The 24,353-nt window shown below is 69.9% G+C and carries 24 protein-coding genes; 18 read left to right on the top strand and 6 right to left on the bottom strand.

Going from position 1 to position 24,353, the window contains the following annotated elements; all coding sequences use genetic code 11:
- From AB0N89_RS07540 to AB0N89_RS07570, 7 genes are all read left to right on the top strand, one after another.
- Complete coding sequence (locus AB0N89_RS07540; protein ID WP_364201237.1) at positions 1–951, top strand: carboxymuconolactone decarboxylase family protein; 951 nt, start codon at positions 1–3, stop codon at positions 949–951.
- Positions 952–1,195: 244 nt separating this feature from the next.
- Positions 1,196–7,015, top strand: coding sequence for a type I polyketide synthase (locus AB0N89_RS07545; protein ID WP_364201240.1), 5,820 nt, complete (start codon positions 1,196–1,198; stop codon positions 7,013–7,015).
- Between the two features lies 1 nt (position 7,016).
- Positions 7,017–7,457 carry an acyl-CoA thioesterase gene (locus tag AB0N89_RS07550; protein ID WP_020629606.1) on the top strand — a complete coding sequence of 147 codons (441 nt, stop codon included), beginning with the start codon at positions 7,017–7,019 and terminating at the stop codon, positions 7,455–7,457.
- Between the two features lies 1 nt (position 7,458).
- Positions 7,459–8,031 carry a flavin reductase family protein gene (locus AB0N89_RS07555; RefSeq protein WP_364201244.1) on the top strand — a complete coding sequence of 191 codons (573 nt, stop codon included), beginning with the start codon at positions 7,459–7,461 and terminating at the stop codon, positions 8,029–8,031.
- Positions 8,032–8,047: 16 nt separating this feature from the next.
- Positions 8,048–8,218 carry a DUF6222 family protein gene (locus tag AB0N89_RS07560; protein WP_364201247.1) on the top strand — a complete coding sequence of 57 codons (171 nt, stop codon included), beginning with the start codon at positions 8,048–8,050 and terminating at the stop codon, positions 8,216–8,218.
- Positions 8,215–9,918 (top strand): acyl-CoA carboxylase subunit beta, encoded by a 1,704-nt coding sequence (locus AB0N89_RS07565; protein WP_364201250.1) that lies wholly within the window; start codon positions 8,215–8,217, stop codon positions 9,916–9,918. The genes AB0N89_RS07560 and AB0N89_RS07565 overlap by 4 nt, the downstream gene beginning before the upstream one ends.
- A gap of 11 nt (positions 9,919–9,929) precedes the next feature.
- Positions 9,930–10,124 carry an acyl-CoA carboxylase subunit epsilon gene (locus AB0N89_RS07570; protein ID WP_364201251.1) on the top strand — a complete coding sequence of 65 codons (195 nt, stop codon included), beginning with the start codon at positions 9,930–9,932 and terminating at the stop codon, positions 10,122–10,124.
- A gap of 113 nt (positions 10,125–10,237) precedes the next feature.
- Here the strand turns inward: AB0N89_RS07570 and AB0N89_RS07575 are convergent, their stop codons facing one another.
- Positions 10,238–10,429 (bottom strand): hypothetical protein, encoded by a 192-nt coding sequence (locus tag AB0N89_RS07575; RefSeq protein ID WP_364201254.1) that lies wholly within the window; start codon positions 10,427–10,429, stop codon positions 10,238–10,240.
- Between the two features lie 318 nt (positions 10,430–10,747).
- On the opposite strand from AB0N89_RS07575, the gene AB0N89_RS07580 reads away from it, so the two are divergent.
- The 9 genes from AB0N89_RS07580 (at position 10,748) to AB0N89_RS07620 (ending at position 17,001) form a co-directional block, all read left to right on the top strand.
- Complete coding sequence (locus AB0N89_RS07580) at positions 10,748–10,870, top strand: hypothetical protein (protein WP_364201257.1); 123 nt, start codon at positions 10,748–10,750, stop codon at positions 10,868–10,870.
- A 113-nt stretch (positions 10,871–10,983) separates the two neighbouring features.
- Positions 10,984–11,292, top strand: coding sequence for a DUF6235 family protein (locus AB0N89_RS07585; RefSeq protein WP_364201260.1), 309 nt, complete (start codon positions 10,984–10,986; stop codon positions 11,290–11,292).
- 276 nt (positions 11,293–11,568) lie between these two features.
- On the top strand, positions 11,569–12,054 hold the full coding sequence (locus tag AB0N89_RS07590; protein WP_364201583.1) for a DUF6423 family protein: 486 nt from the start codon (positions 11,569–11,571) through the stop codon (positions 12,052–12,054).
- A gap of 8 nt (positions 12,055–12,062) precedes the next feature.
- Positions 12,063–13,382 (top strand): FAD-dependent oxidoreductase, encoded by a 1,320-nt coding sequence (locus tag AB0N89_RS07595; protein ID WP_364201263.1) that lies wholly within the window; start codon positions 12,063–12,065, stop codon positions 13,380–13,382.
- On the top strand, positions 13,375–13,851 hold the full coding sequence (locus AB0N89_RS07600; protein WP_364201266.1) for a DUF6187 family protein: 477 nt from the start codon (positions 13,375–13,377) through the stop codon (positions 13,849–13,851). Before AB0N89_RS07595 ends, AB0N89_RS07600 begins: the two co-directional genes overlap by 8 nt.
- A complete protein-coding gene (locus AB0N89_RS07605) occupies positions 13,823–14,368 on the top strand; it encodes a carboxymuconolactone decarboxylase family protein (RefSeq protein ID WP_364201269.1) in 546 nt (181 codons plus the stop codon). The genes AB0N89_RS07600 and AB0N89_RS07605 overlap by 29 nt, the downstream gene beginning before the upstream one ends.
- Positions 14,369–14,636: 268 nt before the next feature.
- A complete protein-coding gene (locus AB0N89_RS07610; RefSeq protein ID WP_364201272.1) occupies positions 14,637–14,828 on the top strand; it encodes a hypothetical protein in 192 nt (63 codons plus the stop codon).
- A gap of 66 nt (positions 14,829–14,894) precedes the next feature.
- On the top strand, positions 14,895–16,271 hold the full coding sequence (locus AB0N89_RS07615; RefSeq protein ID WP_364201275.1) for an MFS transporter: 1,377 nt from the start codon (positions 14,895–14,897) through the stop codon (positions 16,269–16,271).
- A 121-nt stretch (positions 16,272–16,392) separates the two neighbouring features.
- The gene (locus AB0N89_RS07620) at positions 16,393–17,001 is read left to right on the top strand and encodes a response regulator transcription factor (protein ID WP_364201278.1); all 609 of its coding nucleotides are present in this window, start codon (positions 16,393–16,395) and stop codon (positions 16,999–17,001) included.
- 117 nt (positions 17,002–17,118) lie between these two features.
- Here AB0N89_RS07620 and AB0N89_RS07625 read toward each other — a convergent pair whose 3' ends face one another.
- Positions 17,119–19,470 carry a histidine kinase gene (locus AB0N89_RS07625; RefSeq protein ID WP_364201281.1) on the bottom strand — a complete coding sequence of 784 codons (2,352 nt, stop codon included), beginning with the start codon at positions 19,468–19,470 and terminating at the stop codon, positions 17,119–17,121.
- A gap of 387 nt (positions 19,471–19,857) precedes the next feature.
- Between AB0N89_RS07625 and AB0N89_RS07630 the strand changes: the two genes are divergently transcribed.
- Entirely contained in the window at positions 19,858–20,478 is a 621-nt protein-coding gene (locus AB0N89_RS07630; RefSeq protein ID WP_364201284.1) for an L-threonylcarbamoyladenylate synthase, read from the top strand.
- Positions 20,479–20,519: 41 nt separating this feature from the next.
- Here the strand turns inward: AB0N89_RS07630 and AB0N89_RS07635 are convergent, their stop codons facing one another.
- From AB0N89_RS07635 to AB0N89_RS07650, 4 genes are all read right to left on the bottom strand, one after another.
- On the bottom strand, positions 20,520–21,206 hold the full coding sequence (locus AB0N89_RS07635) for a winged helix-turn-helix transcriptional regulator (protein ID WP_364201287.1): 687 nt from the start codon (positions 21,204–21,206) through the stop codon (positions 20,520–20,522).
- Positions 21,207–21,252: 46 nt separating this feature from the next.
- On the bottom strand, positions 21,253–22,077 hold the full coding sequence (locus AB0N89_RS07640) for an AfsR/SARP family transcriptional regulator (protein WP_364201290.1): 825 nt from the start codon (positions 22,075–22,077) through the stop codon (positions 21,253–21,255).
- Positions 22,078–22,245: 168 nt separating this feature from the next.
- Positions 22,246–22,851 carry a response regulator transcription factor gene (locus tag AB0N89_RS07645; protein ID WP_364201292.1) on the bottom strand — a complete coding sequence of 202 codons (606 nt, stop codon included), beginning with the start codon at positions 22,849–22,851 and terminating at the stop codon, positions 22,246–22,248.
- Positions 22,852–23,046: 195 nt separating this feature from the next.
- Positions 23,047–23,265, bottom strand: a complete 219-nt coding sequence (locus AB0N89_RS07650; protein ID WP_364201295.1) for a hypothetical protein — start codon at positions 23,263–23,265, stop codon at positions 23,047–23,049.
- Between the two features lie 21 nt (positions 23,266–23,286).
- On the opposite strand from AB0N89_RS07650, the gene AB0N89_RS07655 reads away from it, so the two are divergent.
- On the top strand, positions 23,287–24,282 hold the full coding sequence (locus AB0N89_RS07655; RefSeq protein WP_364201297.1) for a DUF1702 family protein: 996 nt from the start codon (positions 23,287–23,289) through the stop codon (positions 24,280–24,282).
- Positions 24,283–24,353: the final 71 nt, after the last annotated feature.

A 24,353-nucleotide genomic window follows, 5' to 3' on the forward strand; every position in this document is an offset into this window, starting at 1 on the left:
ATGGCGCCCAGGCTGGTGCGGCTCGCGCTGCGGCGGGTGCTGCGCGAAGTCCGGCACGTCCGGCCGATTCCCTTCGGCCGGGCGTCCGGGCTCGTGCGCGACGTCTACCGTCAGCTGGAACGGGACTTCGGCATGCTGGCCCCGCCGGTGGCGCTGCATTCGCCGTCTCCTCCGGTGCTCGCGGCGAGCTGGGCGATGCTGCGGGAGTCGCTGGTGGCGGCGGGGGAGACGGGCCGGGCGGACCGGGAGGTCGTCGCTTCCCTGGTGTCACAGGCGAATTCGTGTCCGTACTGTGTCGAAGTGCACGGGATGGCGCTGAGCTCGCTCGGACGCTCTTCGGAGGCTTCGGCGATCGCCGCGGGCCTTGCCGTTTCGGATCCTCTGGCCGGTGAGCTGTCGCCCGCCGCCCGGGCGGAGCTGACCGCGGTCGCGTTCACGTTCCACTACCTGAACCGGGTGGTGAGCGTGTTCCTCGGGCCGTCGCCGCTGCCGTCGACCGTGCCGGATTCCGCACGGGCGAAGGCGAAGGCGGTCTTGGGACGGTTCCTCCGGCCCGGCGAGGGAGCCACGCCGGGCGAGGCGCTGGAGCTGGTTCCGGCGGGCTCGCGGGACTTCTCCTGGGCGGCGGGGAATCCGTTCGTCGAGGACGCCTTCGCGCGTGCTGCCGCGGTGTTCGGCTCGCTGGCGGTTCCTTCGGCCGCGCGGGAAGTCGTGACACGGGAACTGTCCACATGGGACGGCTCCCCGCCGGGGCTGAGCCGTTCGTGGGCCGCCGCGGCGGGCGATCCCGTCGTGCGGCTGGCTTTGGTGGTCGCGAAAGCGCCCTACCAGGTCGACGACGCCCTGGTCGCGGCGGCGGGTTTGGACGATCGAGAACTGGTCGAGCTGGTGGGGTGGGCGAGTTTCGCCGCCGCCGCTCACTGTGTCTCGCTGACCCCTTCCCGCATTTAGTCCGCCGAATGCGGTGGTTTCCGACGCCATGAACGGTCCGTTCCTTGCGAATTCCGCAAGGAACGGACCGTTCATGGCGCTGGGGACCGCCTTCAACAACATGAGAGAAGACCGTCGGCCCGGATCGGGGTCATGCTTGACCGGACTGCAGATGCGGACGGCCGCCGTGTTTCTGAGGACAGAACCCGGCGCCGGAACCGGATTCCGAGACTTGAGTGGTTGAGAGCTAGGGGAGTGCGGTGGCATGAGCGTTGAGCGGATTTCGATTGTCGGTATCGGTCTCCGATACCCGGACGCCGGTTCCCCGGACGAACTGTGGGAGAACGTCCTCGCCGGCCGTCGGGCGTTCCGGAGACTGCCCGACGAGCGGATGAACCGCGAGGATTACTACTCGCCCGACCCCAAGGCCCCGGACCGTTTCTACGCCCAGAAGGCCGCGGTCCTCCGCGACTACGAGTTCGACCGGATCAAGTACAAGGTCGCGGGCAGCACGTTCCGGTCGACCGACACCACGCACTGGCTCGCCCTCGACGTCGCCGCGCAGGCCCTGGCGGACGCGGGTTTCCCCGAGGGCGAAGGACTTCCGCGGACCGCGACCGGCGTGGTCATCGGCAACAGCCTCACCGGCGAGTTCTCGCGCGCCAACATCATGCGGCTGCGCTGGCCGTACGTGCGCCGCACGGTCGCGGCCGCGCTCGCCGAGCGCGGCTGGGCCGAGGGCGACACCGCCGAGTTCCTCCACGACCTCGAAGCGCAGTACAAGGCGCCGTTCCCGGAGATCGACGAGGACACGCTCGCGGGCGGCCTGGCGAACACGATCGCCGGCCGCGTCTGCAACTTCTTCGACTTCGGCGGCGGCGGGTTCACCGTGGACGGTGCTTGCTCGTCTTCGCTGCTTTCCGTGGTCACCGCGGCGAACGCGCTGTCCGAGGGCGACCTCGACGTCGCGATCGCGGGCGGTGTCGACTTGTCGATCGACCCGTTCGAGGTGATCGGTTTCGCCAAGACCGGCGCGCTCGCCAAACGCGAGATGAAGGTCTACGACGCCGACTCCAACGGCTTCTGGCCCGGCGAGGGCTCCGGCATGCTCGTGCTGATGCGCGAGGAGGACGCGATCGCGCAGGGCAAGCGGATCTACGCCTCCATCGGCGGCTGGGGTGTCTCCTCCGACGGCAAGGGCGGCATCACGCGGCCCGAGGCGTCGGGTCACCGCCTCGCGCTCAAGCGGGCGTACGAGAAGGCCGGGTACGGCGTCGAGACCGTGTCCTACTTCGAGGGCCACGGCACCGGGACCGCGCTGGGCGACGCCACCGAGATCGAGGCGCTCTCCACCGCCCGCCGCGACGCGGACCCGCTCGCCGACCGCGCCGCGCTGAGCACGATCAAGGGCAACATCGGCCACACCAAGGCCGCGGCGGGCGTCGCCGGGCTTATCAAGGCCACCCTGGCGGTCTACCACCAGGTCATCCCGCCCGCGACCGGCCACTTCGAACCGCACGAGTCGCTGGTCGGCGACTCCGCGCGGATGTACGTCCCGGCCGAGGCCGGGCTGTGGCCGTCGGACCACCCCGTCCGCGCGGGTGTCTCCGCGATGGGCTTCGGCGGCATCAACTCGCACGTCACCGTCACCGAAGCGCCGGGCGCGGCGCGGCGCAAGGAACTCGACGAGAAGACCCGGTCGCTGGTCGCCGGACGGCAGGACAGCGAGCTGCTGCTGCTCGACGCCGACGACGCGGCGTCGCTGCGCGGCCGGGTGACCGGGCTGCTGGAGGTCGTGCCGAGGCTTTCGTTCGCGGAGCTCGCGGACCTCGCCGGGACGCTTTCCGCGGAACTGTCCGGAAAATCGGTCCGCGCCGCGGTCGTCGCGACCAGCCCGGAGGACGCCGAGCGCAAGCTGGCCAAGCTCCTCGATCTCCTGGGCGAGGGCGAGCCGGAGGTCTTCTCGGCAGGCGATGGCATCTTCGCCGGCGCCCGCTCCAAAGACCCGAAGGTCGGGTTCCTGTTCCCCGGCCAGGGTTCCGGGCAGGGCACGGTCGGCGCGGTGCGCAAACGCTTCGCCCACGCCGACGACATCTACCGCGCCGCCGGGCTTTCGACGGGTGCGGACCAGGTCGCCACCGACGTCGCGCAGCCGCGCATCGTCACCGGTTCGCTCGCCGGGCTCCGCGTGCTCAAGAGCCTCGGCATCGAGGCGCAGACGGCCGCCGGGCACAGCCTCGGTGAGCTGACCGCGCTGCACTGGGGCGGCGCGCTCACCGAACGCGAAGTCCTCAAGCTCGCGAAGATCCGCGGCAAGGTGATGGCGACCGCGAGCGACGGAAACGGTGCCATGGCGGGGATCGCCGCCACCCCGGGCGTCGCCGAACGGCTCGCCGAGGGCGAAGAAGTCGTCATCGCGGGCTACAACGCGCCCGAGCAGACCGTCCTTTCCGGACCGTCGGAGGCGATCGACCGGGTCGTCGCGCGTGCCCGCGCGGAGGGTTTCACCGCCACCCGCATCAACGTCTCGCACGCCTTCCACTCGCCCGCGGTCGTCCCGGCCGCCGAGGCGATGACCGAGGAACTCACCGCGTTCGACTTCGCCCGGCTCGACCGGCCCGTCGTGTCCACGGTGACCGGTGACGTCCTGCACGCCGCCGAGGACCTGCGCGATCTGCTGCGCGACCAGGTCGTCCTGCCGGTGCGTTTCCGTGAGGCGGCCGCGAAGGTCGCCGAGCGCAGCGACCTGGTGATCGAGGTCGGCCCCGGCCGGGTCCTCACCGGGCTGTTCGGCGAGATCGCGCCCGGCACGCCGGTGCTCGCGATCGACACCGACAGCCCGACGCTGGCCGCGGTGCTGAAGGTCGCCGGTGCCGCGTTCGCGTTCGGTGTCCCGCTGGAGACCTCCGCGCTGTTCGCCGGGCGGGTCGTGCGGGCACTTCCGGTGGACGGCGAGTTCTCCTTCCTCGCCAGCCCGTGCGAGGCCGCGCCGTCGATCGGTGCGGAACTGGCCCGCGACCGCGTCGCCGATCCCGCCGAAGCCACGGCGGGCGAGGCCTCGGAGAACGGCGGCAGCAGCACGCTCGACCTGCTGCGCAAGCTCGCCTCCGAGCGGGTCGAACTGCCGCTCGAAGCGGTCACCGCCGACACGCATCCGCTCGACGACCTGCACCTGTCGTCGATCACCGTCGGCCAGCTGGTCAACGACGTGACCCGCGCGCTCGGCCGCCCGGCGCTGGAGGGCATGCCGAACTTCGCGACCGTCTGTCTCGGCGAACTCGCCGAGATGATCGACGAACTCGCGCAGACCGCCAAACCCGCCGACGGCAACCAGGCCGAGGTCACCGGTGTCGGACCGTGGGTCCGGCCGTTCGCGGTCGAGTACGTCGTCGCGCCGAAGCCGGCGCCCGACCTCACGCCGGGCATCTCCACCGCCGAATGGACGGCGTTCGCGCCCGACGGCCATCCGCTGAAGGAGCCGCTGCGCGCGGCGCTGGCGGGCGCGGGTGTCGGCGACGGTGTCCTCCTGTGCCTGAACGAGGACAGCGACGCGGACGACGTCGGGCTGTTCCTGGACGCGGGCCGCGCGGTGCTGGCCGCGCCCAACGGCACGCGGTTCGTCGTGGTGCAGCACGGACTCGGCGCTTCCGGCCTGGCGAAGACGCTGCGGCTGGAGGACCCGTCGGCCCGCACCACGATCGTCGATCTCGCCGACGTCAACCCGATCGATCCCGAGGCCGTCGGCGCCGCGGTGTCCACCGTGGTCACCGAGGTCGCGGCGACGAACGACTTCAGCGAGGTCCGCTACGACTCCGCCGGTGTCCGCACGGTGCCGAAGCTCGGCGCCCTGACCCCCGCCGAGGCGGAGGGGACACCGCTGGGCACCGACGACGTCCTGCTCGTCACCGGCGGCGGCAAGGGCATCACCGCGGAGAGCGCGTTGGCGCTGGCCAAGGACTCCGGCGCGAAACTGGCGCTGCTCGGCCGGAGCGACCCGGCCGACGACGCCGAACTGTCGGAGAACCTCGGGCGCATGGCCGCGGCGGGCATCACCTACCGCTACGAGCGCGCCGACGTCACCGCCTCCGCGCAGGTGGCCGACGCGATCGGCCGGATCCAGACCGAGTTCGGCCCGGTCACCGCGGTGCTGCACGGCGCGGGCCGCAACGAGCCCGCCGCGCTGTTCTCCTTGACCGAGGAGAGCTTCCGCAAGACCCTCGCGCCGAAGATCGGCGGCCTCAACGCCGTCCTCGACGCCGTCGACAAGGACAAGATCAAGCTGCTGGTCACCTTCGGCAGCATCATCGGACGGGCGGGCCTGCGCGGTGAGGCGCACTACGCCACGGCCAACGACTGGATGACCGAACTGACCGTGCGCTTCGGCCGCGAACACCCGAGGGCACGGGCGATCGCGCTGGAATGGTCGGTCTGGTCCGGGACCGGGATGGGCGAAAAGCTCGGTGTCGTCAGCGCTTTGATGCGCGACGGCATCACCCCCATCCCGACCGAGGAGGGCATCGAGATCCTCCGCCAGGTCGTCGGCGATCCGGCCGCCCCGTCGGTACTGGTCGTCTGCGGCCGTACCGCGGGGCTGGCCACCCTGCCGGTGGAGAAGCGCGAACTGCCGCTGACCCGTTTCGTGGACCGCGCCGTGGTGCACTACCCGGGTGTCGAGCTGATCACCGAGGCCGACCTCTCCGCGGGCAGCGACCCGTACCTGGCCGACCACCTGCTCGACGGTCAGCTGCTGTTCCCGGCGGTGATCGGCATGGAGGCGATGACCCAGGTCGCCAAGGCCGCGCTGGGTGCGGAAACCCTGCCGGCGCCGGTGTTCTCCGACGTCGAGTTCCTGCGCCCGATCATCGTCTCGCCGGGCGGGTCGACCACGATCCGGCTCGCCGCGCTGGCCAGGGACGCCGAAACGGTGGACGTGGTGCTGCGCAGCGGCGAGACCGGGTTCAGCGCGGATCACTTCCACGCCCGGCTGCGGTTCTCCCGGCCGGACCCGCTCGGCGAGACCGTCGTCCGCGACGTCGCGCTGCCGCCGGTCCCGGTCGACCCGACGACCGAGCTGTACGGCACGGTTCTCTTCCAGGGCAAGCGATTCCAGCGCGTCACTGGCTACCGGCGGGCGAGCGCGCGGCACGCGGTCGCGGAGATCGCGACCGGCGCCGAGGTCGACTGGTTCGCGCCGTTCCTCCCGCAGGAACAGCTCCTGGCCGATCCGGGCACCCGCGACGCGATGATGCACGCGATCCAGTGCTGCGTGCCGGACGCGACCCTGCTGCCGCAAGGGATCGAGCGGCTGTACCTGGCCGAGCCCGGCGAGCAGGACCCGGAGTACGTGCTCCTCGACGCCCGCGAGCGTTCGCAGGACGGCGACAGCTACGTCTACGACCTCGACGTCCGCAACCCGGACGGGAAGCTCGTCGAACGGTGGGAAGGGCTGAAGCTGCGCGCGGTCCGCAAGCGCGACGGTGAAGGACCTTGGGTCCCGTCGATGCTCGGGTCCTATTTGGAGCGTTCCGTCGAACGGCTGCTCGGCTCGTCCCGCGCGATCGTCGTCGAACCGGACCCGGTGGGCGTTTCCGTGGAGACCACGCCGGAACGGCGGGCGCAGACGGCCTTGGCCGCCGGCCGAGCCGTCGACACCCCGCTCGACATCCGCTACCGCCCGGACGGGAAACCGGAGGCCGACGGCGTCGAGGTGAGCGCGTCGCACAGCGCCGGCCTCACCCTGGCGATCACGGGCACCGGACGGATCGCGTGCGACGTCGAGACGGCGATCGAGCGGACGCCGGAAGACTGGGCGGGCCTGCTCGGCGAGGACCTGCTCTCGGTGGGCGAACTGCTCGCCGCGGACGCCCGCGAGCCGCTTTCGGTCGCGCACACCAGGGTCTGGAGCGCGCTGGAATGCGTGCGCAAGACCGGAGACATGACACAGGCGCTCACCGTGCACCGGGTCGACCCGGACGGCTGGGCGGTGCTTTCCCACGGCAGTGCCCGCATCGCCACCTGGGTGACGACCGTCAACGACCGGACCGATCCCGTCGTCTTCGCGGTGCTCCAGGGAGAGGAGAACTGACATGGCCGACTACTACGAGATCCTTCACACGGTCGGGTTCGAGGAGACCAACCTGGTCGGCAACGTCTACTACGTGAACTACGTGCGCTGGCAGGGCCGGTGCCGCGAGATGTTCCTGAAGGAGAAGGCTCCCGCGGTGCTCGAAGAGGTCCGCCACGACCTCAAGCTGTTCACGCTCAAGGTCGACTGCGAGTTCTACGCGGAGATCACCGCGTTCGACGAGCTGTCCATCCGGCTGCGGCTGGAAGAGCTGACCCAGACCCAGATCCAGTTCACCTTCGACTACGTCCACCTCACCGACGAGGGCGAGCGGCTGGTGGCCCGCGGACGGCAGCGGATCGCGTGCATGCGCGGCCCGAACACGGCGACGGTGCCCAGCAGGGTGCCCGAACAGCTGCGCGAGGCGCTGGCCCCGTACACGGTCGATCGCAAGGGAGAGTGACGTGGGCAGCGAGGAAGAGCCCAAGCGGCCGGTGCTGAAACGCCTGCCGACCCCCGCGGCCCGGCGCCGGTTGTCCGCGCAGGCCGGGCTGCGGGAGGTGATGGGCCAGTTCGCCACCGGCGTCACGGTGCTGACCGCCGGCGGCGAACGGGCCCACGGGATGACCGCCAACGCCGTCACCTCCGTGTCGCTGGAACCGCCGATGGTGCTGTGCTGCGTTTCCCGCGCGGCCCGGATGCACGAGGCGATCGTGACGGCGGGCTCGTACGCGGTCACGGTCCTGGCCTCGGACCAGAAGGACCTGGCGAAGTACTTCGCGGACTGGCGCCGCCCGGCCGGGCTCGCGCAGTTCGACTCGGTGGACTGGACGGCGGGGCCGCAGACCGGCGCCCCGCTGCTCGACGGCGCGCTGGCGTGGCTGGAATGCGAGCTGGCGGAGGTCTACGAGGGCGGTGACCACTCGATCTTCCTCGGCAAGGTGGTCGCCTCCAGCCGCGGCACGGCACAGGACTCGCTGGTCTTCTACAGCGGCGGCTACCACCAGATCGACGGCCGGGTACGGGCATCGGCCTAAAGGGAGAGGAACTGTCATGACCACCACCAACGAACCCACCACGCCCGCCCCGGCCCTCTCGCCGGAGCGGCCGCCGGTGGTCACCACGATGCCCCGGCTCGGACGGGGGGTGTGCTGGCGCGACATCGTGCGCGAGATCGAGATGGACGAGCTCGAGCGCGAGGCCCGGCTGAAGGAGGCGGCGTGACCCTGCAAGGCGATCCGGGCGCCCAGCGCACGGACGAGTCCGAGGTGGTGCCGCTGCCGGAAGACCGGCTGCGGCGCCCCCGGATCCCGAGGGCGACCGACGGGCAGGTGATCCCGCTCGCCCGCGGCGCCGAACCGGTGCACCCGCCGGAACCGACGATGCCGTTGCTGCGCACGCAGCGCGACGAACTGCGCGAGCACATCGTCGACGGACGGCTCGACGGCGTCCGTCGGCAGCACTCGCTCGGCAAGCACACCGCGCGGGAACGGCTGGATCTGTTGCTGGATCCCGATTCCTTCACCGAGATCGAGCTGTACCGGCGGCATCAGGCGAGCGGGCTCGGGCTGGCGGAGAACCGGCCGTACACCGACGGCGTCGTCGCCGGCTCGGGCACCATCGACGGACGGCGCGTGTTCGTCTACGCGCAGGACTTCACCGTCTTCGGCGGTTCGCTCGGCGAGGCGCACGCGGCGAAGATCCACAAGGTGATGGACCTGGCGATCGCCACCGGGTCCCCGCTGATCGGGCTCAACGACAGCGGGGGAGCGCGGATCCAGGAAGGCGTCATGGCGCTCAACGGCTACGGCGGCATCTTCCGCCGTCAGGTCGAGGCGTCCGGCGTCATCCCGCAGATCAGCGTGGTGCTGGGGCCGTGCGCGGGCGGAGCGGCGTATTCGCCCGCGCTCGCGGACTTCGTCTTCATGGTGCGCGACACCGCCCGCATGTACCTGACCGGGCCGGACGTCGTCGAGACCGTGACCGGGGAACGCGTCAGCCACGACGAACTGGGCGGCGCGGACGTGCACGGCGCGTCGTCCGGGGTGGCGACCGTGGTGCACGACGACGAGGAGACCTGCCTCGCCGACGTCCGCTACCTGGTGTCGCTGCTGCCGTCGAACTACCTGGAGCCGGCGCCGCGCGAGCCGTCGCAGGACGCGGGCAAGGACCGGCGGCCGCGGTTCGCGGAACTCGTCCCCGTGGAGCCGAACAAGCCCTACGACATGCGGGACGTGTTCGCGGAACTGGCCGACGACGGCGAGTTCTTCGAGCTGCACGAACGCTGGGCGCAGAACGTGCTGTGCGCGCTCGCGCGGGTCGACGGGCGTGTGGTCGGCCTGGTCGGCAACCAGCCGGTGGTGTTCGCCGGCGTGCTCGACGGCCCGGCCTCGCAGAAGGCGGCGCGGTTCGTGCGGTTCTGCGACGCGTTCAGCATCCCGCTGGTGACCCTGGTGGACGTCCCGGGCTTCCTGCCCGGGGTCGAGCAGGAGCATTCCGGGATCATCCGGCACGGCGCGCAGCTGCTGCACGCCTACTGCGAGGCGACCGTGCCGCGGATCCAGGTCATCCTGCGCAAGGCCTACGGCGGCGCGTACATCGTGATGGACTCGCGGTCCATCGGGACCGACCTGTCGCTGGCGTGGCCGACCAACCAGATCGCCGTGATGGGCGCCGAGGGCGCGGTCAACGTGCTGTTCCGCAAGGATCTCGCCGCGGCGCCGGACCCGGACGCGCTGCGCGCGCACCTGGTCGCCGAGTACACCGAGGAGTTCATGAACCCGCAGTATTCGGCCGAACGCGGGCTCGTCGACGACATCATCGACCCGGCCGACACCCGCTCCGCCGTCGCACGGGCGCTGGACATGCTGCAGGACAAGCGAAAGGCGGCGCCCCAGCGCAAGCACGGCAACCACCCGATCTGAACGGGGGAACCATGTCACCGTCCGAAATGGACAGTGCGCCGCTCTTCCGGGTTCTGCGGGGGGACCCGGAAGACGCCGACCTGGCGGCGCTCGTCGCCGTCTTCACCGCGCTCGCCTCGGCCGCGCTTCCGGCGCCCGCCGCGCCCGCTCGTTCCGCCTGGTCGCCTCTCGCTTCGGCGACCTGGCGCACCTCGACCCTGCGCTGATTCGGACGACACGCGTGACTGGACGGACGACACGTGTGATCAGACGGACGACTCATGAGTCGTCCGTCTGATCACACGTGTCGTCCCTCTGATCACGAGTGTCGTCCGTCTGATCACGCCGCGGTGACGGTGGTGAGCCGGCGTGTCGCCTCGGCTTCCCGCCGCGGCGGATACGTGCTGTGCCACGGATGCACCGCGACGTAAAGGATCTCGCCGTCGAGCACGGCCTCCAGCCCCGTTCTCTCGCCCGGGGCGAACGAACCGCCACAGGCCGCGCAGGACCGCTGACGATCCGCGGCGCTCACGGCCGGTCCCGTTGCTCGGGGACGGCGGGGTCGGGCCATGTCAGGCCCAGCAGGTCGACGTCGAGCTCGTCGTCGGCGTAGATCTCGTACGGGTCGAGGCGTTCGGTCATGGTGTGCTCCTTGGGTTTCCGGGGTACCACAAGGGCACTACCGGGACCCCCGCACCGGCGACTTGTGCTTTGCTCATCGGGATCTCCAGCCGTCTTCGAGCGTGCCACGACCGGACCCCGATCGGAGGGGGTCATCCTTGGTTGTCAAGTGAGCTCTTCATCGAAGGCCGGGAGGAACGTCATGACGGCACAGGTGCGAATTTGGGTCGTGACCGATGATTTCGACCCGAGCGGGATCGCCGACGCCGACGCGGCGGCGTTCGTCCCGGAGCCGAGGCAGCCGGCCGAGAACGAGTTCCCGGCCGACCACATCGTGCTCGGCTACAACTAGCGGACATGAGCCACGACCAGGGAAGACGGCAAGGACAAAGAAGACCACCGGGTATACCGCGCGAGAGAATGAAGTTCACCCGCGACCCGGCGAGACCTCTAGGAGGCCTTCGGATGGCTATGCGCCTCCAGCTCACGTCGGGTCTGCAGGTGCTCGAAGAATGGGCGATCAACGCTCCCCAGGCCGATCGCAATGTTATCTACGAAGCTCTTTTCGCGGTAGCCGACGGATCCGCTTTTCTCATCTACGACATTTTCGGAGATGGCCGGGATCCGCATCAGTTCATCATTCTGGTGAAACACGACCTCGTCATCAGGATAAGCCTCAGACGCACCGATTCCTCGTTCGAGATCGTGTACATCGGCGCGCTGGAGCACGGGACGCCCGCCGCGGCGTGGGCCGAGGACTCCGACGGTAGCTGACCCGCCGGACCGGCGGGTGAGCCCGAAAGAACCAGGTCTCGTACCGCCGAACGGAGCAGTGACGGGACTTGTACCGGCAGCCTTTCGCAGCAAGGGATCGTGTGTTCCTCACCTTGACATCGTCCGCTTCGGCGTGAAATTCTTCCCGTGTTTGCGGATGGGGAAATAACGCCGGGTCGAAATTGCGTTTATCGAGGTCTGGAGGCATGAAAGATGTCGTCACCTGAATTCCCGGGATTGGACGTTTCCACACGGGTACGCGCGCGTGACATCCAGATGGCCGGGGTCGCCGACGTCCGTCGCCGGGTGCTGATGATCTCCGGCGCGATCGACACCACCGACCACGACGTCTCGGTCAGCGTCAACCTGCCGGAACCGGGTCGCTGGCAGGTGATCAAGTCCGAGACCAACCTGACCGACAAGACCTGGGTCGCGATGCAGGTCGTCACCGACGAGGACTCGACCTTCGTCGACGACGCCGACACCTTGGTGCTTTCCCGGCAGTTCTCCAAGTCCTTCATGACGCCGGATCAGCGCCGCCTCACCTTCTACGACGGCGAGGTCCGGCCGGGCGAGGCCGTGCTGAAGGTGTACTCGCTGGACGCGGGCGGGCGGAAGCCGACCTACTCCTACTCCCGCTACAGCCCGATCGCGACCGACACCGCCGAGCAGTCCCGGCAGACCCTGGACGAAATGATCAGCAACGGGATGAAGCAGCGCCCCGTGATCGAGCTGATCGTCCCGGTGACCGTGATCGGCTGAGTACGCCGGTGATCACCTTCGTCCCGGAGCCCCATCTGCTCGAATCGCCGCGCGGACGGGAATGGCCGGTCCTCCCGGCCACCCGCGCGGCCGCCACCCCCGAGCCACCCGCCGGCGCCGACGTCGTCATCGTCGGCGCGGGGCCCGCCGGGCTCGCGGTAGCGTCCGCGTTGTGGCACCACGGTGTCCGCGACATCGTCGTCGTCGACCGCGACGGGCGTCCCTGCGGCCGGTTCTTCGACCGCGTCGACCTGCTCGGCCAGCGCGTGCTGCGGTCGCCGTACGAACACCACCCCGGAGTCGAGGGCTACCGGGACTGCGAACTCCTCGACTTCGCCCGGCTGCACTGGTCGGTGCTGACCCCGGTGGAGCGCCGCGAGATCCGGATGGCGCAGGCCGGGCATCGCTCGGTCGTCCCCGTCGACGTCTTCGAGGCCTACTGCCGTCATCTCGCCGCGAGCCATCACGTCACCGAGCGGACCTGGCGCGGTTCGGTCCGTGAAGTCCTGCCGACGGCGGACGCGGTCACCGTGCGCGCCGACCGGTTCTCCGTCACCGCGCGCCACGCGGTGCTGTGCCTCGGCGAGGAGCGCCGGTCCGCGCCGGACACCTGGTGGGGAGGCGGCTATCCGCCGCGCGGCGTGAGCTACTGGGACGAACCCGTTCCCGCGGAAGGAAAACGGCTCGCCGTCGTCGGCGCGGGCCTCACCGCCGCGCATCTGATCTCCACCGGGCTCGCCCAAGGCCGCGAAGTGCACTGGGTGGTCCGTGAGACCGGCGAACGCTACCAATGCGCCGACGTCAACTCGTCGTTCTTCCGTCCCGAAGGCCGCGCCCGCTTCGACGGCGTGAGCTGGTCCGACAGGCTCGAACTGATGGGCCGTTTCCGCCGCGCGTCGATCATGTTCGAGTTCCGGCCGCTGCTCGAAGCGGCCGAAGCCGAAGGACGGCTGATCGTGCATCGCGGCAAGGCGATCACGAAGGTGACCCCGGGCGTCGGTCTCCACCTCGAAGACGGTTCGCGCGTTTCGGCCGACCACGTCGTCCTGGCGCTCGGCACCACGCCGTCGATCGGTGACGGCCTGATGCCCGACGAAGCCGTCCTCGACCGCGGCGGCTGGCCCACGCTGGACGAACGCACCTTCGCCTACGCCGGCGCGCCCCGGGTCTTCGCCGTCGGCGCGGCCGCCGGGATGGCATTGGGCCCGGCCGCCCGCAACATCGACGGCCACCGCGTCGCGACCGCGCGCGTCGCGGCCACCGTCGCCGAGAACCTGCGCCGGGACATCCCGCTGCGGACGGCCGCGAAGGACGTCGCCCGTGTCTGAGCCCTACGACTCCCGGTTCACCCTGCCCTCGATCGACGACGCCCCCTCGACCGAGGCGGGCGTGATCCTGATGGGCCTGGACGCCGAACGCCTGCTCGCCGGCGTCGGGCTCGCGCGGCTCGCCGACGAGCCCGCGCTGGTCGCCCTCGCCGTGGACCAGGCCCGGCACGACGCGCTCGACCTGAGCACCGGCGCGCTGGCCGAAGCCGGGATCCTGCGCTGGCGCGCGGTCCGCCCGTTGATCGAAGCAGGTCCGGAGATGACGTCCGCCGGTTCCCTGCGCAGAGAATGGGAACACACCACCGCGCGGGTCATCGCCACGGTTTCCGGGCTGGGACCGGCGTCGGTGGCGTGCCTCGCGGCCTGCTGGCTGCGGCGCGACGACGTCGACGAGTTCGCCGAACACGGGCGGGCACCGGAAAAGGGGAGCGGTACACACGATGTCCTATCTCGGGTCTTTGCCGACTGACGCCACCCTGCTGCAGGTCTTCCAGAAGTTCCCCGCGCCCGCGTCGAAACTGCTGGACTTCCACGAACTGATCATGCGGGCGCCGTCGGCGTTCGACGCGGGACAGCGGGAGCTCATCGCGGCCTACGTCTCCGGCGTCAACGATTGCCGGTACTGCCACGGGGTCCACACCGTCACCGCGGAGGCTTTCGGTGTGCCGGAAGGACTTCTGGCCGCCGCGCTGACCGATCTCGACTCCTCGCCCGTGGACGGGCGGATGAAGCCCGTGCTGGCCTACGTGGGCAAGCTGACGCGCACGCCGTCCCAGGTGACCGAAGAGGACGCCGAAGCCGTGTTCGCCGAGGGCTGGGACGAAGCCGCGCTGCACGACGCCGTGCTCGTATGCGCCCTGTTCAACTTCATGAACCGGATGGTCGAAGGCCTCGGGATCCGCGCCGACGCCGCGTACGCGCAGACCTCGGGCGTGCGGCTGAAGGAGGGCGGGTACGCCGGGCTGGCGCGCCTGCTCGCCGGGTGACTACGCCATCCGGGTCATGAATCCGGCGTGATGACCACAAGCGGTCACCTTGCTCCCCTGAGTCCAGCCGGGCACGGTCCGTGACCGGAAACGGCTCTCGCTACTCCATTCGGCGACCATGATCGCGGGGGTGGAGCAGTCGCGCGAACCGTCTGGCTTAGGCGAAAAGCACATTCCCGCGATGATGCATGGCACTGGTTGTGAACCGGCCCCGGGAAGCACGATTTCCTCATCGAAGGAAAACGCCGAAACGCCTGGGAGCCATTCGATGAAGAACGCTGTGACCGACAACGTCCGCTCGCTCTTCGCCGTCCAGGGAATCGACACCGATTCCGCGGGGAACCAGGTCGAGCTGGTGATCGACCGCTTCGACCACTGGACCAACCAGCCGCGTGGTGAGGTCTTCAACTGCTTCACCGGCGCCTGCTGCACCGCTCCGCCCCTGGCCGAGGCGAGCTGAGGGCACCCCTGCCGGCCGTTTCCCGAACGCGGGGAACGGCCGGTTCGTGCGTGGGAGGGAAACGTGATGAGCACAGCCAGGCCGAATCCGTGGCGCGTCCTCGGCGTGCTCTGCGTCGCGAACTTCCTCGTGCTGCTGGACACCACCATCGTCAACACCGCCGTGCCCGACATGATGACCGGGCTCGACGTCGGGATCGGCGAGATCCTCTGGATCCTCAACGGCTACCTGCTGGCACTGGCGTCGTTGCTGGTCTTCTTCGGCAGGCTCGGTGATCTGGCCGGACCGAAACGGCTGTTCGTGCTGGGGCTCGCGGTGTTCACCCTCGCCTCCGCGCTCTGCGCCCTCGCGGACGACCCCGCGTGGCTCATCGCCGCCCGTGTCGCGCAGGGGATCGGCGCGGCGATCCTGAGCCCGCAGGCGTTCGTGCTGATCGCGGCGATCTTCCCGGCCGAGCGCCGCGGCGCCGCGTTCGGCCTGTTCACCGCGGTCGCCGGGATCGCCGCCATCAGCGGGCCCACCCTCGGCGGGCTGCTGGTCACCCGGTTCGGCTGGCAGTCGGTGTTCCTGCTCAACGTCCCGGTCGGTCTCGCGGGCATCGTCCTCGCGCTGCGCGTGGTGCCGGACGCGCGGACCGGCAGGCCGCACCGGTTCGACGTCGTCGGGGTGCTGCTGGTGACCGCCGGCCTGGTCGGCGTCGTCTACGGCCTCATCGAGAAGACCGGGACGATCGCGGGCTTCACCGCCGGGATCGCCGCGCTGGCCGCGTTCGTCCTCTGGGAACGCGGGCGGAAGGATCCCCTGATACCGCTGGGGCTCTACCGTGACCGCGGCTACCGGATCGCCACCGTGCTCACCGGCGCGACGGCGTTCTCGATCGCCGGGTTCCTGCTGGTCTTCGTGCTCCTGACGCAGAACCTGCTCGGGATGAGCCCGCTGATGTCGGGCGTGGCCGCCCTGCCGTGGACGCTGGCGCTCAGCGCGGTCGCCCCAGTGGCGGGACGGCTGGCCGACCGTGTCGGCGGCCGCTGGCTGCTCGTGGGCGGGCTCGCGCTGTACGCGGCGGGAGTGACCGCGACGGCGTTGCTGCCGGACGAGAAGTCGACGGCGGCGGTCTTCCTCGTCCCGCTGATCGCCGTCGGTGTCGGGCAGGGGCTCGCGATCGCGCCCGCGACGACCGAAGCGCTCCGCGCCATCCCGCCGGACGCCGCCGGTGCCGCGTCGGGCGTGCTCAACACCGCGCGCCACGTCGGTTCGGCACTCGGCGCGGCCGTCGCGGGGGTGCTGTTCCAGGCCGGTCTCGCCGGCGGCGAACTCGCCGCGGCACGCACCACGTTCCTCATGCTGGCGGCCGTGCTCGCGGCCGCGGCGCTCCTCGCGGTGCGGGTTCCGGCCCTGACGACGGAAAGTCACCGACCGACTGCGGAATCCGTAGCTGTATGACCCTTTTGCCGTAGCGCCTCCGAAGTGGACCTGGCCGACTCACCACCCGAACGGTGGAACGCGTTCCGTCCGGGCGTGTTTATGTTGGGGCACGGGGGCGTGCGTGAAGGGGGCCGGCGCGATGGTGATCAGAGTTCTCGTGGCCGAAGACATGCACATCGTGCGGGGAGCGCTCGTCGCGCTGCTGCGGTTGGAACCGGACATCGAAGTGGTGTCCGAAGTGGCGTCCGGAGACGAGATCCTCACCGCCGCACGGACTTCCCGCACCCAGGTCGCGATCATCGACATCGATCTCCCCGGCAAGGACGGGCTCACCGCGGCCACCGAACTCCACGAACAGCTCCCCGAGGTCAGGACGCTGATCTTGACCAGCCTCGGCAGGCCCGGGACGCTCCGCCGCGCCCTGGCGGCCAAAGTGAACGGGTTCTTGTTGAAGGACGCGCCCGCGGAGAAACTCGCCAACGCCGTGCGCGGCGTGGCGGCCGGACGGCGGATGGTCGACGGCGATCTGGCGCTCGCCGCCTGGGACACCGTGGAATGCCCGCTGACCCCGCGGGAGATCGACGTCCTGCGGTTGACCGCCGAGGGCCGCGACACCCTGGAGGTGGCGGCGAAAGCCTTTCTCTCCACCGGAACCGTGCGGAACTACCTGACCACGATCGTTTCGAAGCTCAACGCGCGCAACCGGGTCGACGCCATCCGCATCGCCAAGGAGTCCGGCTGGATCTAGCCGGGCACCACCTCGTGTCGTCCGTCTGATCACGCGTGCCGTCCGTTGGTGTCCGATCTCGCCACAGCGGCTTCTCGCCGCGACGGCCCGCGGCCGTGATCAGGCGGACGACACGAGCTAGACGGGCACCACGGCGCGCAGCCGGAACCGGCCGTCCGCCTCGACCCCCGCGGTCAGCTCGCCGCCGAGCCCGGCGACCCGGTCGGACATGTTCGTGATGCCGCTGCCCGCAGCCTCGACCCGCACCGGCCGCTCCGGCTTCGGCGGCCGTCCGTTCTCGACGCCGTCGTTGACGATGTCCAGCGCGACCCCGTCGGCGATCCGCCGCACGGCGATCTCGCAGCGTTCGACCTTGCTGTGCCGCAACACATTCGTCACGCCCTCGCGCAGCACCACGGCCAGCACCGTCCGCACGGTCGGCGGCAGGTCCTCGTGCTCGATCTCCAGCCGCACCTGGACGTCGGCGGCCACCAGCACCGCCTGCGCCGACCGGGACTCCTGATCCAGCGACAGTTCGCGGTAACCGCTCGCCACCGAGCGGACGTCGGTCAGCGCCTGCCGGGTCAGCCCGAGGATCTCCAGCAGCTCGTCGGAGGCGCGGTCGGTGTCGATGTCCATGATCCGGCTGGTCAGCTCGCTCTTGAGCGCGATCGCCGACAGGCTCATCCCCAGCAGGTCGTGCAGGTCGCGGGCGAACCGCAGCCGCTCTTCGGCGACCGCGACCTCGGCGAGCCGCTTCCTGGTCTCGCCGAGTTCGGTCACCAGCCGGATCAGCCAGATGAGACCGAAGACCATCAGCCCGGTGTTCAGGATGGACGCGAAGCTGTAGAAGCCGCCGATGAAGTCGGTGCCGTACTCGATCCGGACCAGCACCACGCCGGCGGCGGTCATGGCGAACGCCGTCCACCCCAGCAGCGGCGGCAGCACCAGCAGCGCGGTGCCGGCGAACAGGCTGGGCAGGCTCACCCAGGTGCTCCCGAGCGGGATCAGCGGCAGGAAGGTCAGACAGGCCTGGACGAGCAGCAGCGCGTAACTCTGCCGTGACCGCAGCCGGACGTTCGGCCGGGCGAAATAGGACAGTTGCAGGGTGATCAGCGCGATGAGATAGCCGGCGGTGAACGCGATGTACCAGGTGTTCTCGGTCAGCGCGGTCCACAGGTCGTCGAACCCGGTCAGCATGAAGGCCCTGGCCATCGCGGACAGGCCGAAGAGGATGAAGACCACCGTCAGCGTCCACTGGACGTTCCTGGCGTCGATCCGGGACCAGTGGCCGGGTGCCTGGGCCAGCGCAGTCTCGGTGGGTTCGGCCTGGTCGGGCACCGGGAGCTCGGCGCGCAGCCGCCACCGGCCCGACGCGTCGGGACCCGCGTTCAGCGTCCCGCCGTGCCCGGAGACCTCGGCGGTCACCTCGCGCAGGCTCTCGGCCGTCTCCGCCGGGACGTCCTCGTGCGCCGTCCCGTCGTGGACGATCTCCAGCGCGACCTGTCCCGCGCTCTCGCGCACGGTGATCTCGCACTGCTCGACGCCGGTGTAGCGGAGCACGTTCGTGACGCCCTCCCGCAGCACCTTCGCCAGCAGCGTGCGCAGCTTCACCGGCAGCTTGACCTGTTCGAGGTCGAGCCGCACCGCGACGTTCGACGCCGAGAGCAGCGACACCGCGGTCCGCGACTCCTTGTCGAGCGAAAGCTCCCGGTACCCCCGGGCCACCGACCGCACGTCCGACAGCGTCCGCTGCGCGATCCCGGTGATCTCGGCGAGTTCCTCGCGGGCCCGGTCCAGCGACTTGCGCAGCAGCCGGTGCACGAGCTCGCCCTTGAGCGCGATCGCGGACAGGCTGAGCCCGAGCAGGTCGTGCAGGTCCCGCGCGAACGCCAGCCGCTGTTCGGCCACGGCCCGCCTCGCCAGTTCGGTCCTGGCCTGGTGCAGCTCCGTCACCAGCCTCGCGAGCCAGGTCAGCAGGTACACGACCAGCGCGTAGAAGATCGCGGTGATGCTGTCGAACACCGCGCCGAGCCACGTGTCGTCGTAGGTCCACAGGATCCACGTCGTCCCGGCCATGAAGACGGTGAACACCGTCCAGCCCGTCCTCGGCCGGAACAACAGCAGCGCGCTGCCCGCCGCGAGGGTGGTCAGGGAGCTCAGAGCCGCCTCGAAGTGCAGTGTCGGCAGGTAGGCGAGGCACGCCTGGACCACCAGCATGCCTTTCGCGAGCCTGGTGTCCAGGCGGACCGCCGGACGGCTGAAGTAGAGCAGCTGGATCGCCAGCACCGGGCCGACGTACAGCACCGCCAGCAGGCCCTGCCAGAAGTCGACCCCGGGGCGCAGCAGCACCGCGAGGAGACCGAACAGGCAGGAGTTGACGAAGACGACCGTGATGATCAGCCCGGCGAGGAACAGTGCTCTCCGGGGGCGCCGGTCGATCCCGGCGGTACCCAGAGGTTCGGCGGTCACCGCGAGCTGTTCCGGCACAGGCACCCCAGTGGTAACAGGAGACGTCTCTTCTTCGTTGTGCTTCGCCCTCGCGACGGCCGAGGCCGGGCGCCGCACGACCTTCCATCGCGGTGTATTCGGATCCTAACCCATGCTTGTTACCCCGGTTGATCCTTCCGGGTAAGGGAGAACGACGAACAAGGAGACGTTTTCCCCTCCGGGGACAGGGAAAATCCGGGCGGCCACCCGTGCGGGTGTGGGACGTTCGGACCCTGTGGACGATCTCGGAACACGCCACGATGGAAGACGTGAGGCGCGTCGGGGTTCCACTGTGTACGTCGGGTAGGCCGCCGCGTACGGCATCGTGTCCGCCACGCGGGGCGGGCTCCGACGGCGCGTGGGCGCCGGTGGCCCTAAGCTCCTCGCATGGCCAGGTATTTCGACGTACATCCGGAGAATCCGCAACGGCGCGCGATCGGACAGGTCGTCGACATCCTGCGCGAGGACGGGCTCATCGCGTATCCGACGGACTCCTGCTTCGCCCTCGGCTGCCAGCTGGGGAACAAACAGGGCATCGACCGCATCCGGAGCATCCGCAAGCTGGACGACCGCCACCACTTCACACTCGTGTGCCAGGACTTCGCCCAGCTGGGCCAGTTCGTGCACGTGGACAACGCGGTCTTCCGCGCGGTCAAGGCGTCCACGCCGGGGAGCTACACGTTCATCCTCCCGGCGACCAAGGAGGTCCCGCGCCGTCTGCTGCACGCCAAGAAGAAGACCGTCGGCGTGCGCATCCCGGACCACGTGGTGACCCAGACCCTGCTGGGCGAACTGGGCGAACCGCTGCTGTCGAGCACGCTGCTGCTGCCCGACCAGGAAGAGCCCATGACCCAGGGCTGGGACATCAAGGAGCGGCTGGAACACGTGGTGGACGCGGTGATCGACTCCGGCGACTGCGGGGTCGAGCCCACCACGGTCATCGATTTCTCGTCGGGCGAGCCGGAGATCGTGCGCCGGGGCGCCGGCGACACCTCGCGCTTCGAGTGACCGCGCGGGACCGGTGGCCCGGTCCCGCCGCGGACACGTCCTCAGTGGGTGACAAGCCCTTCGGTCTTCGACGGGGCCGACGGGATGTGGAACAGCCGGGTGAACAGCTCCAGCTTCGCCGGGTCGCCCTTGATGGCGACGGCGCCGCAGGTGAGCGCGCTCGTGGCGTCCAGTTCGCCGTTCAGCAGCTTGAGCATGAGCGGGCCGCGCGGCTCGATGACCAGGTCGGGCTCCGGATGCGGGCCCTCGCCCGCGGTCACCGCGCCGTCCTCGACCACCGCGTGGACGATCATCTGATCGCCGTAATGCAGCTCGAAAGCGCCCTGGACGCCGCGGGCGGCGTCCGGCTGGAACGTCGTGTACAGCGACAGGATGGCCGCGTCGAGGGTGAACAGGTCGTCGGCCGCCGGGTCGGTGAGCGAACGGGCGCCCCACAGGCCCAGCTGGAGCAGGATCTGGTCGAGGTCGTTGCCGTACTCGGTCAGCTCGTAGACCACGCCGGCGTCGAGCTGCGAGAGCACCCGGCGCTGGACGACGCCGTGCCGCTCGAGTTCGTTGAGCCGGGTCGACAGGATGCTCGTCGGGATCTTCGGCAGGCCCTGCTGCAGCTCGTCGAAGCGCTTCGGGCCGAGCACCAGGTCGCGGATCACGAGCAGGGACCAGCGTTCCCCGATGATCTCGAGCGCGCGGGCGAGGCCGCAGAACTGGCCGTAGGTGCGAGCGGTCATGCTTGACTCCTCAACTTCCTTGATCTGGTGGCGTGGTGGTGCTCGTTCAGCGGATCGGGTGTCCCTCGGAGAGCAGCTCGCGGTGCAGCTCTCGCAGTTCGGCGCAGGGTTCCACCCCCAGTTCGTCCTCGAGCCGGGTCCGCAGCCAGTGGTAGGCCGCCAAGGCGTCGCTGCGCCGCCCGCTGAGTCCCAGCGCGCGGATCAGCTGGCCGTGCAGGGTTTCGTCGAACGGGTTCGCGGTGGTCAGCGACCGCAGCACGCCGAGCATCTCCCGGTGCCGCCCGGACCGGATCTCGGCCTCGATCCACAGGTCACGGGCGTTGCGCCGGTGCTCCAGCAGATAGACGGTGTAGGCGGCCAGCGTCGGTCCACAGTGGATGTTGCCCAGCGGGGGACCGGACCACAGGTCCAGCGCGGTACGGAACGCGTGCGCGGCCTCCGCGTCGTCACCCGCGTCCAGCAGGTCGCGGCCGAGCCGGTGCAGTCGCTGGAACTCCGACACGTCGACCATGGCGGGGTCGACGTCCAGCCGGTACCCGGGCGGGCTGGTGACCAGGAGCCCGGCGTCGCCGTCGGGATCGAGGTGACGGCGGAGGTGGTGGACGTAGGTGTGCAGGGTCCGGCGGACGCTGCGCGGGGGCGCGTCGTTCCACAGCTCGTGGACCAGCGAATCGACGTGGACCGTCTTGCCGGGACGGATGAGCAGCATCGCCAGCAGTTGCAGGAGTTTCGGTGTGGTCGGCGCGCGATCGGCGCCGCCGGCGTGCAGTTCCAGAGGTCCGAGCAGCCGGGCGCGTACCGCGTCCGGCTCCCGGTTCGAGGCGACCGGCGCGGTGGCCGTGTCTCCCGGTTCCATCGTCATCGCGTGCATCCCCTGCCCCTCCGGCGGACTCCCCCTCTGTGACGGTGACAGAGGCGGAACCTTCGGAACAGTGCCGTGAACACCCGGCGAACCGTGATTTATTCGTTGCCCCGTATGCGATCGTCACGACCTGGAGCGCGGAACCTTTTGCGGCAAAGGAGAAGACGCGGCGGGGTTTCAGAGCCAGTCGGAATCGGAGGCGATGCGGATGGCGTCGACCCGGTTGCGCGCGTTGAGTTTCGTGACCACCGTGGCGAGATAGTTCCGCACGGTACCCGGTGACAGGAACAGTTCCGCCGCGATGTCGGCGACCGTGCGCCCGTTCGCGGCGAGGCGGAGGATCTCGACTTCCCGCGGTGTCAGCGGGCAGTCTTCCGTTTCCCAGGCGGACAACGCGAGTTCACTGTCGATCACCCGGCGGCCGATGGCGACCGAGCGGACGGCGTTGGCGAGTTTGTCGGCGGGCGCGTCCTTGAGAAGGAAGCCGTTGACCTTCGCGTCGAGCGCCCGGCGCACGGTGCCCGGGCGGCCGAGCGAGGTGAGGATCAGCGTGCGGACGCTGGGAAGTTGCTGGTAGAGCTCGGAAGCGGCGGAGAGTCCGTCCTTGGCGGGCAGGTCGATGTCGATGATCGCGACGTCCGGGAGGTACTCCGCGGCCATCGGGAGGATCTTGTCGCCCGAACAGACCTCCGCGACGACCTCGATGTCCTGTTCGAGGTTCAGCAGAGCGACCAAGGCGCCGCGGACCATGTGCATATCCTCGGCCAATAGGACTCGGATCACTCCGACCTCCTCTTCCCCATAACGCGCTAACTCTCAGTGTACATAGCAAACCCGGAAGAGTGAATCTGAAACGCACGATTCAAGGTTGTGCTTTTTTCGGCGGCCTGCTCGGCCGATCAATGCCCTGGTGAGCTGCGGCGATGGGCAAGGTTCGAGGATCATAGAACTGCTATCGATCGATTACTCAGTGTCAGGCTAGGAGACGGTAAAATTGCCGCCATAAGTGCTTTTCATTCCCAGTCGAGTACGTTCCACTCCGGTGAATTCGTCCGGCGAACGGGTGAAATCGCCATTGCCGAAGGCGGGGATGGACTGTTCGGCGGTACCGGCGCCGGCCTCGATCGGCCGTCGAGTGGACGGCGAGCCCGGCGTGGTCTCCTCGGCAAGAGCCGAGTTCGCGCGCGAAACCGCCACTATCCACAAAGGACGTATGTGATGAGCTCACTGCTGGGTGCACTCCGTCAGGCCCTGTTCGCGCCTTCGCTGGCTTCGGTCGGTTTCGAGGGGCGCGGCTTCGGGGTGCCGCCGACGCCGGCGACCGCCCGGCTGGAAGCGATCCCGCAGGCGGTGGTGTGCGGGTTCGAATGGGGGATCCACGCGCCGCGGCTGTGGGAGGCCGAGCGGCGGCTGGACATGGTCGAGCAGGAGATGCGCGGGTTCGCCTACGAGGGCGCGGCGATGGCGTTCACCATCCTCGACGTCATGCCCGGCGGCCGGAAGGACCGCACGGCCGAGCTGATGAGCGGCCCCGGCCTCCCGCACGTGTTCCTGACCTACATCGGCATCGGGTTCGCGATGGCCCGGCTGCCCCGGCCGCTGTGGAAGAAGGTCCTGCCGGATCTGGACGGGGTGCCGTTCCATCCGACGATGAGCTGGCTGGCCGTCGACGGCTACGCGTTCGACCGCGCGTATTTCGACACGCGCAAGTGGGTCGACGGGCAGTTCGTCCCCAAGCCGTACCCGTGGGCGGGCGCCCCCGCGTACTTCCCGCGCGCCTGCGATCAGGGCATCGGGCGGGCGCTGTGGTTCATCAACGGCGCCGACCCGGTGAAGGTCGCGGCGGCGGTGAACCGCTTCCCCGCCGGACGGCGTCCGGATCTGTGGGCCGGGGTCGGGCTGGCCTCGACCTTCGCGGGCGGCTGCGACCAGCCCGGACTGGCCCGGCTGCGCGAGTCGGCGGGGGAGCACCAGGACGAACTCGGCCTCGGCGTCGTCTTCGCGGTGAAGGCGCGGACGTTCTCGTCGTTCGTGCCCCCGCACACCCGCCGCGCCGCGCGGACGCTCGCCGGGCTGAGCATCGAGGAGGCCGTCGACCTGGCCGACTCGACCGAGGTCGTCGAGAACGCCGCGGACGGGACACCCGCCTACGAGCTTTGGCGGCAGAACATCCGGGAGGGTTTCGCTCCCTCGGCGGGCCGCCTGTCCGCGTGAGCTCCCGCTCCCGGTCCCGTGGATGTCATGAGGGGTCCCCATGAGACGGAAAATGTCTCATGGGGACCCCT

Origin of the sequence: Amycolatopsis sp. NPDC089917 (genome assembly GCF_040684635.1) — a bacterium.
Taxonomy (GTDB): domain Bacteria; phylum Actinomycetota; class Actinomycetes; order Mycobacteriales; family Pseudonocardiaceae; genus Amycolatopsis.

Coding starts and splice junctions, on each gene's coding strand:
- AB0N89_RS07560 (WP_364201247.1), top strand. CDS start 8,048: ATGACCACCACCAACGAACCCACCACGCCCGCCCCGGCCCTCTCGCCG.
- AB0N89_RS07585 (WP_364201260.1), top strand. CDS start 10,984: ATGGCTATGCGCCTCCAGCTCACGTCGGGTCTGCAGGTGCTCGAAGAA.
- AB0N89_RS07655 (WP_364201297.1), top strand. CDS start 23,287: ATGAGCTCACTGCTGGGTGCACTCCGTCAGGCCCTGTTCGCGCCTTCG.
- AB0N89_RS07545 (WP_364201240.1), top strand. CDS start 1,196: ATGAGCGTTGAGCGGATTTCGATTGTCGGTATCGGTCTCCGATACCCG.
- AB0N89_RS07590 (WP_364201583.1), top strand. CDS start 11,569: ATGGCCGGGGTCGCCGACGTCCGTCGCCGGGTGCTGATGATCTCCGGC.
- AB0N89_RS07620 (WP_364201278.1), top strand. CDS start 16,393: ATGGTGATCAGAGTTCTCGTGGCCGAAGACATGCACATCGTGCGGGGA.
- AB0N89_RS07630 (WP_364201284.1), top strand. CDS start 19,858: ATGGCCAGGTATTTCGACGTACATCCGGAGAATCCGCAACGGCGCGCG.
- AB0N89_RS07635 (WP_364201287.1), bottom strand. CDS start 21,206: ATGACCGCTCGCACCTACGGCCAGTTCTGCGGCCTCGCCCGCGCGCTC.
- AB0N89_RS07550 (WP_020629606.1), top strand. CDS start 7,017: ATGGCCGACTACTACGAGATCCTTCACACGGTCGGGTTCGAGGAGACC.
- AB0N89_RS07610 (WP_364201272.1), top strand. CDS start 14,637: ATGAAGAACGCTGTGACCGACAACGTCCGCTCGCTCTTCGCCGTCCAG.
- AB0N89_RS07570 (WP_364201251.1), top strand. CDS start 9,930: ATGTCACCGTCCGAAATGGACAGTGCGCCGCTCTTCCGGGTTCTGCGG.
- AB0N89_RS07540 (WP_364201237.1), top strand. CDS start 1: ATGGCGCCCAGGCTGGTGCGGCTCGCGCTGCGGCGGGTGCTGCGCGAA.
- AB0N89_RS07615 (WP_364201275.1), top strand. CDS start 14,895: ATGAGCACAGCCAGGCCGAATCCGTGGCGCGTCCTCGGCGTGCTCTGC.
- AB0N89_RS07605 (WP_364201269.1), top strand. CDS start 13,823: ATGTCCTATCTCGGGTCTTTGCCGACTGACGCCACCCTGCTGCAGGTC.
- AB0N89_RS07640 (WP_364201290.1), bottom strand. CDS start 22,077: ATGCACGCGATGACGATGGAACCGGGAGACACGGCCACCGCGCCGGTC.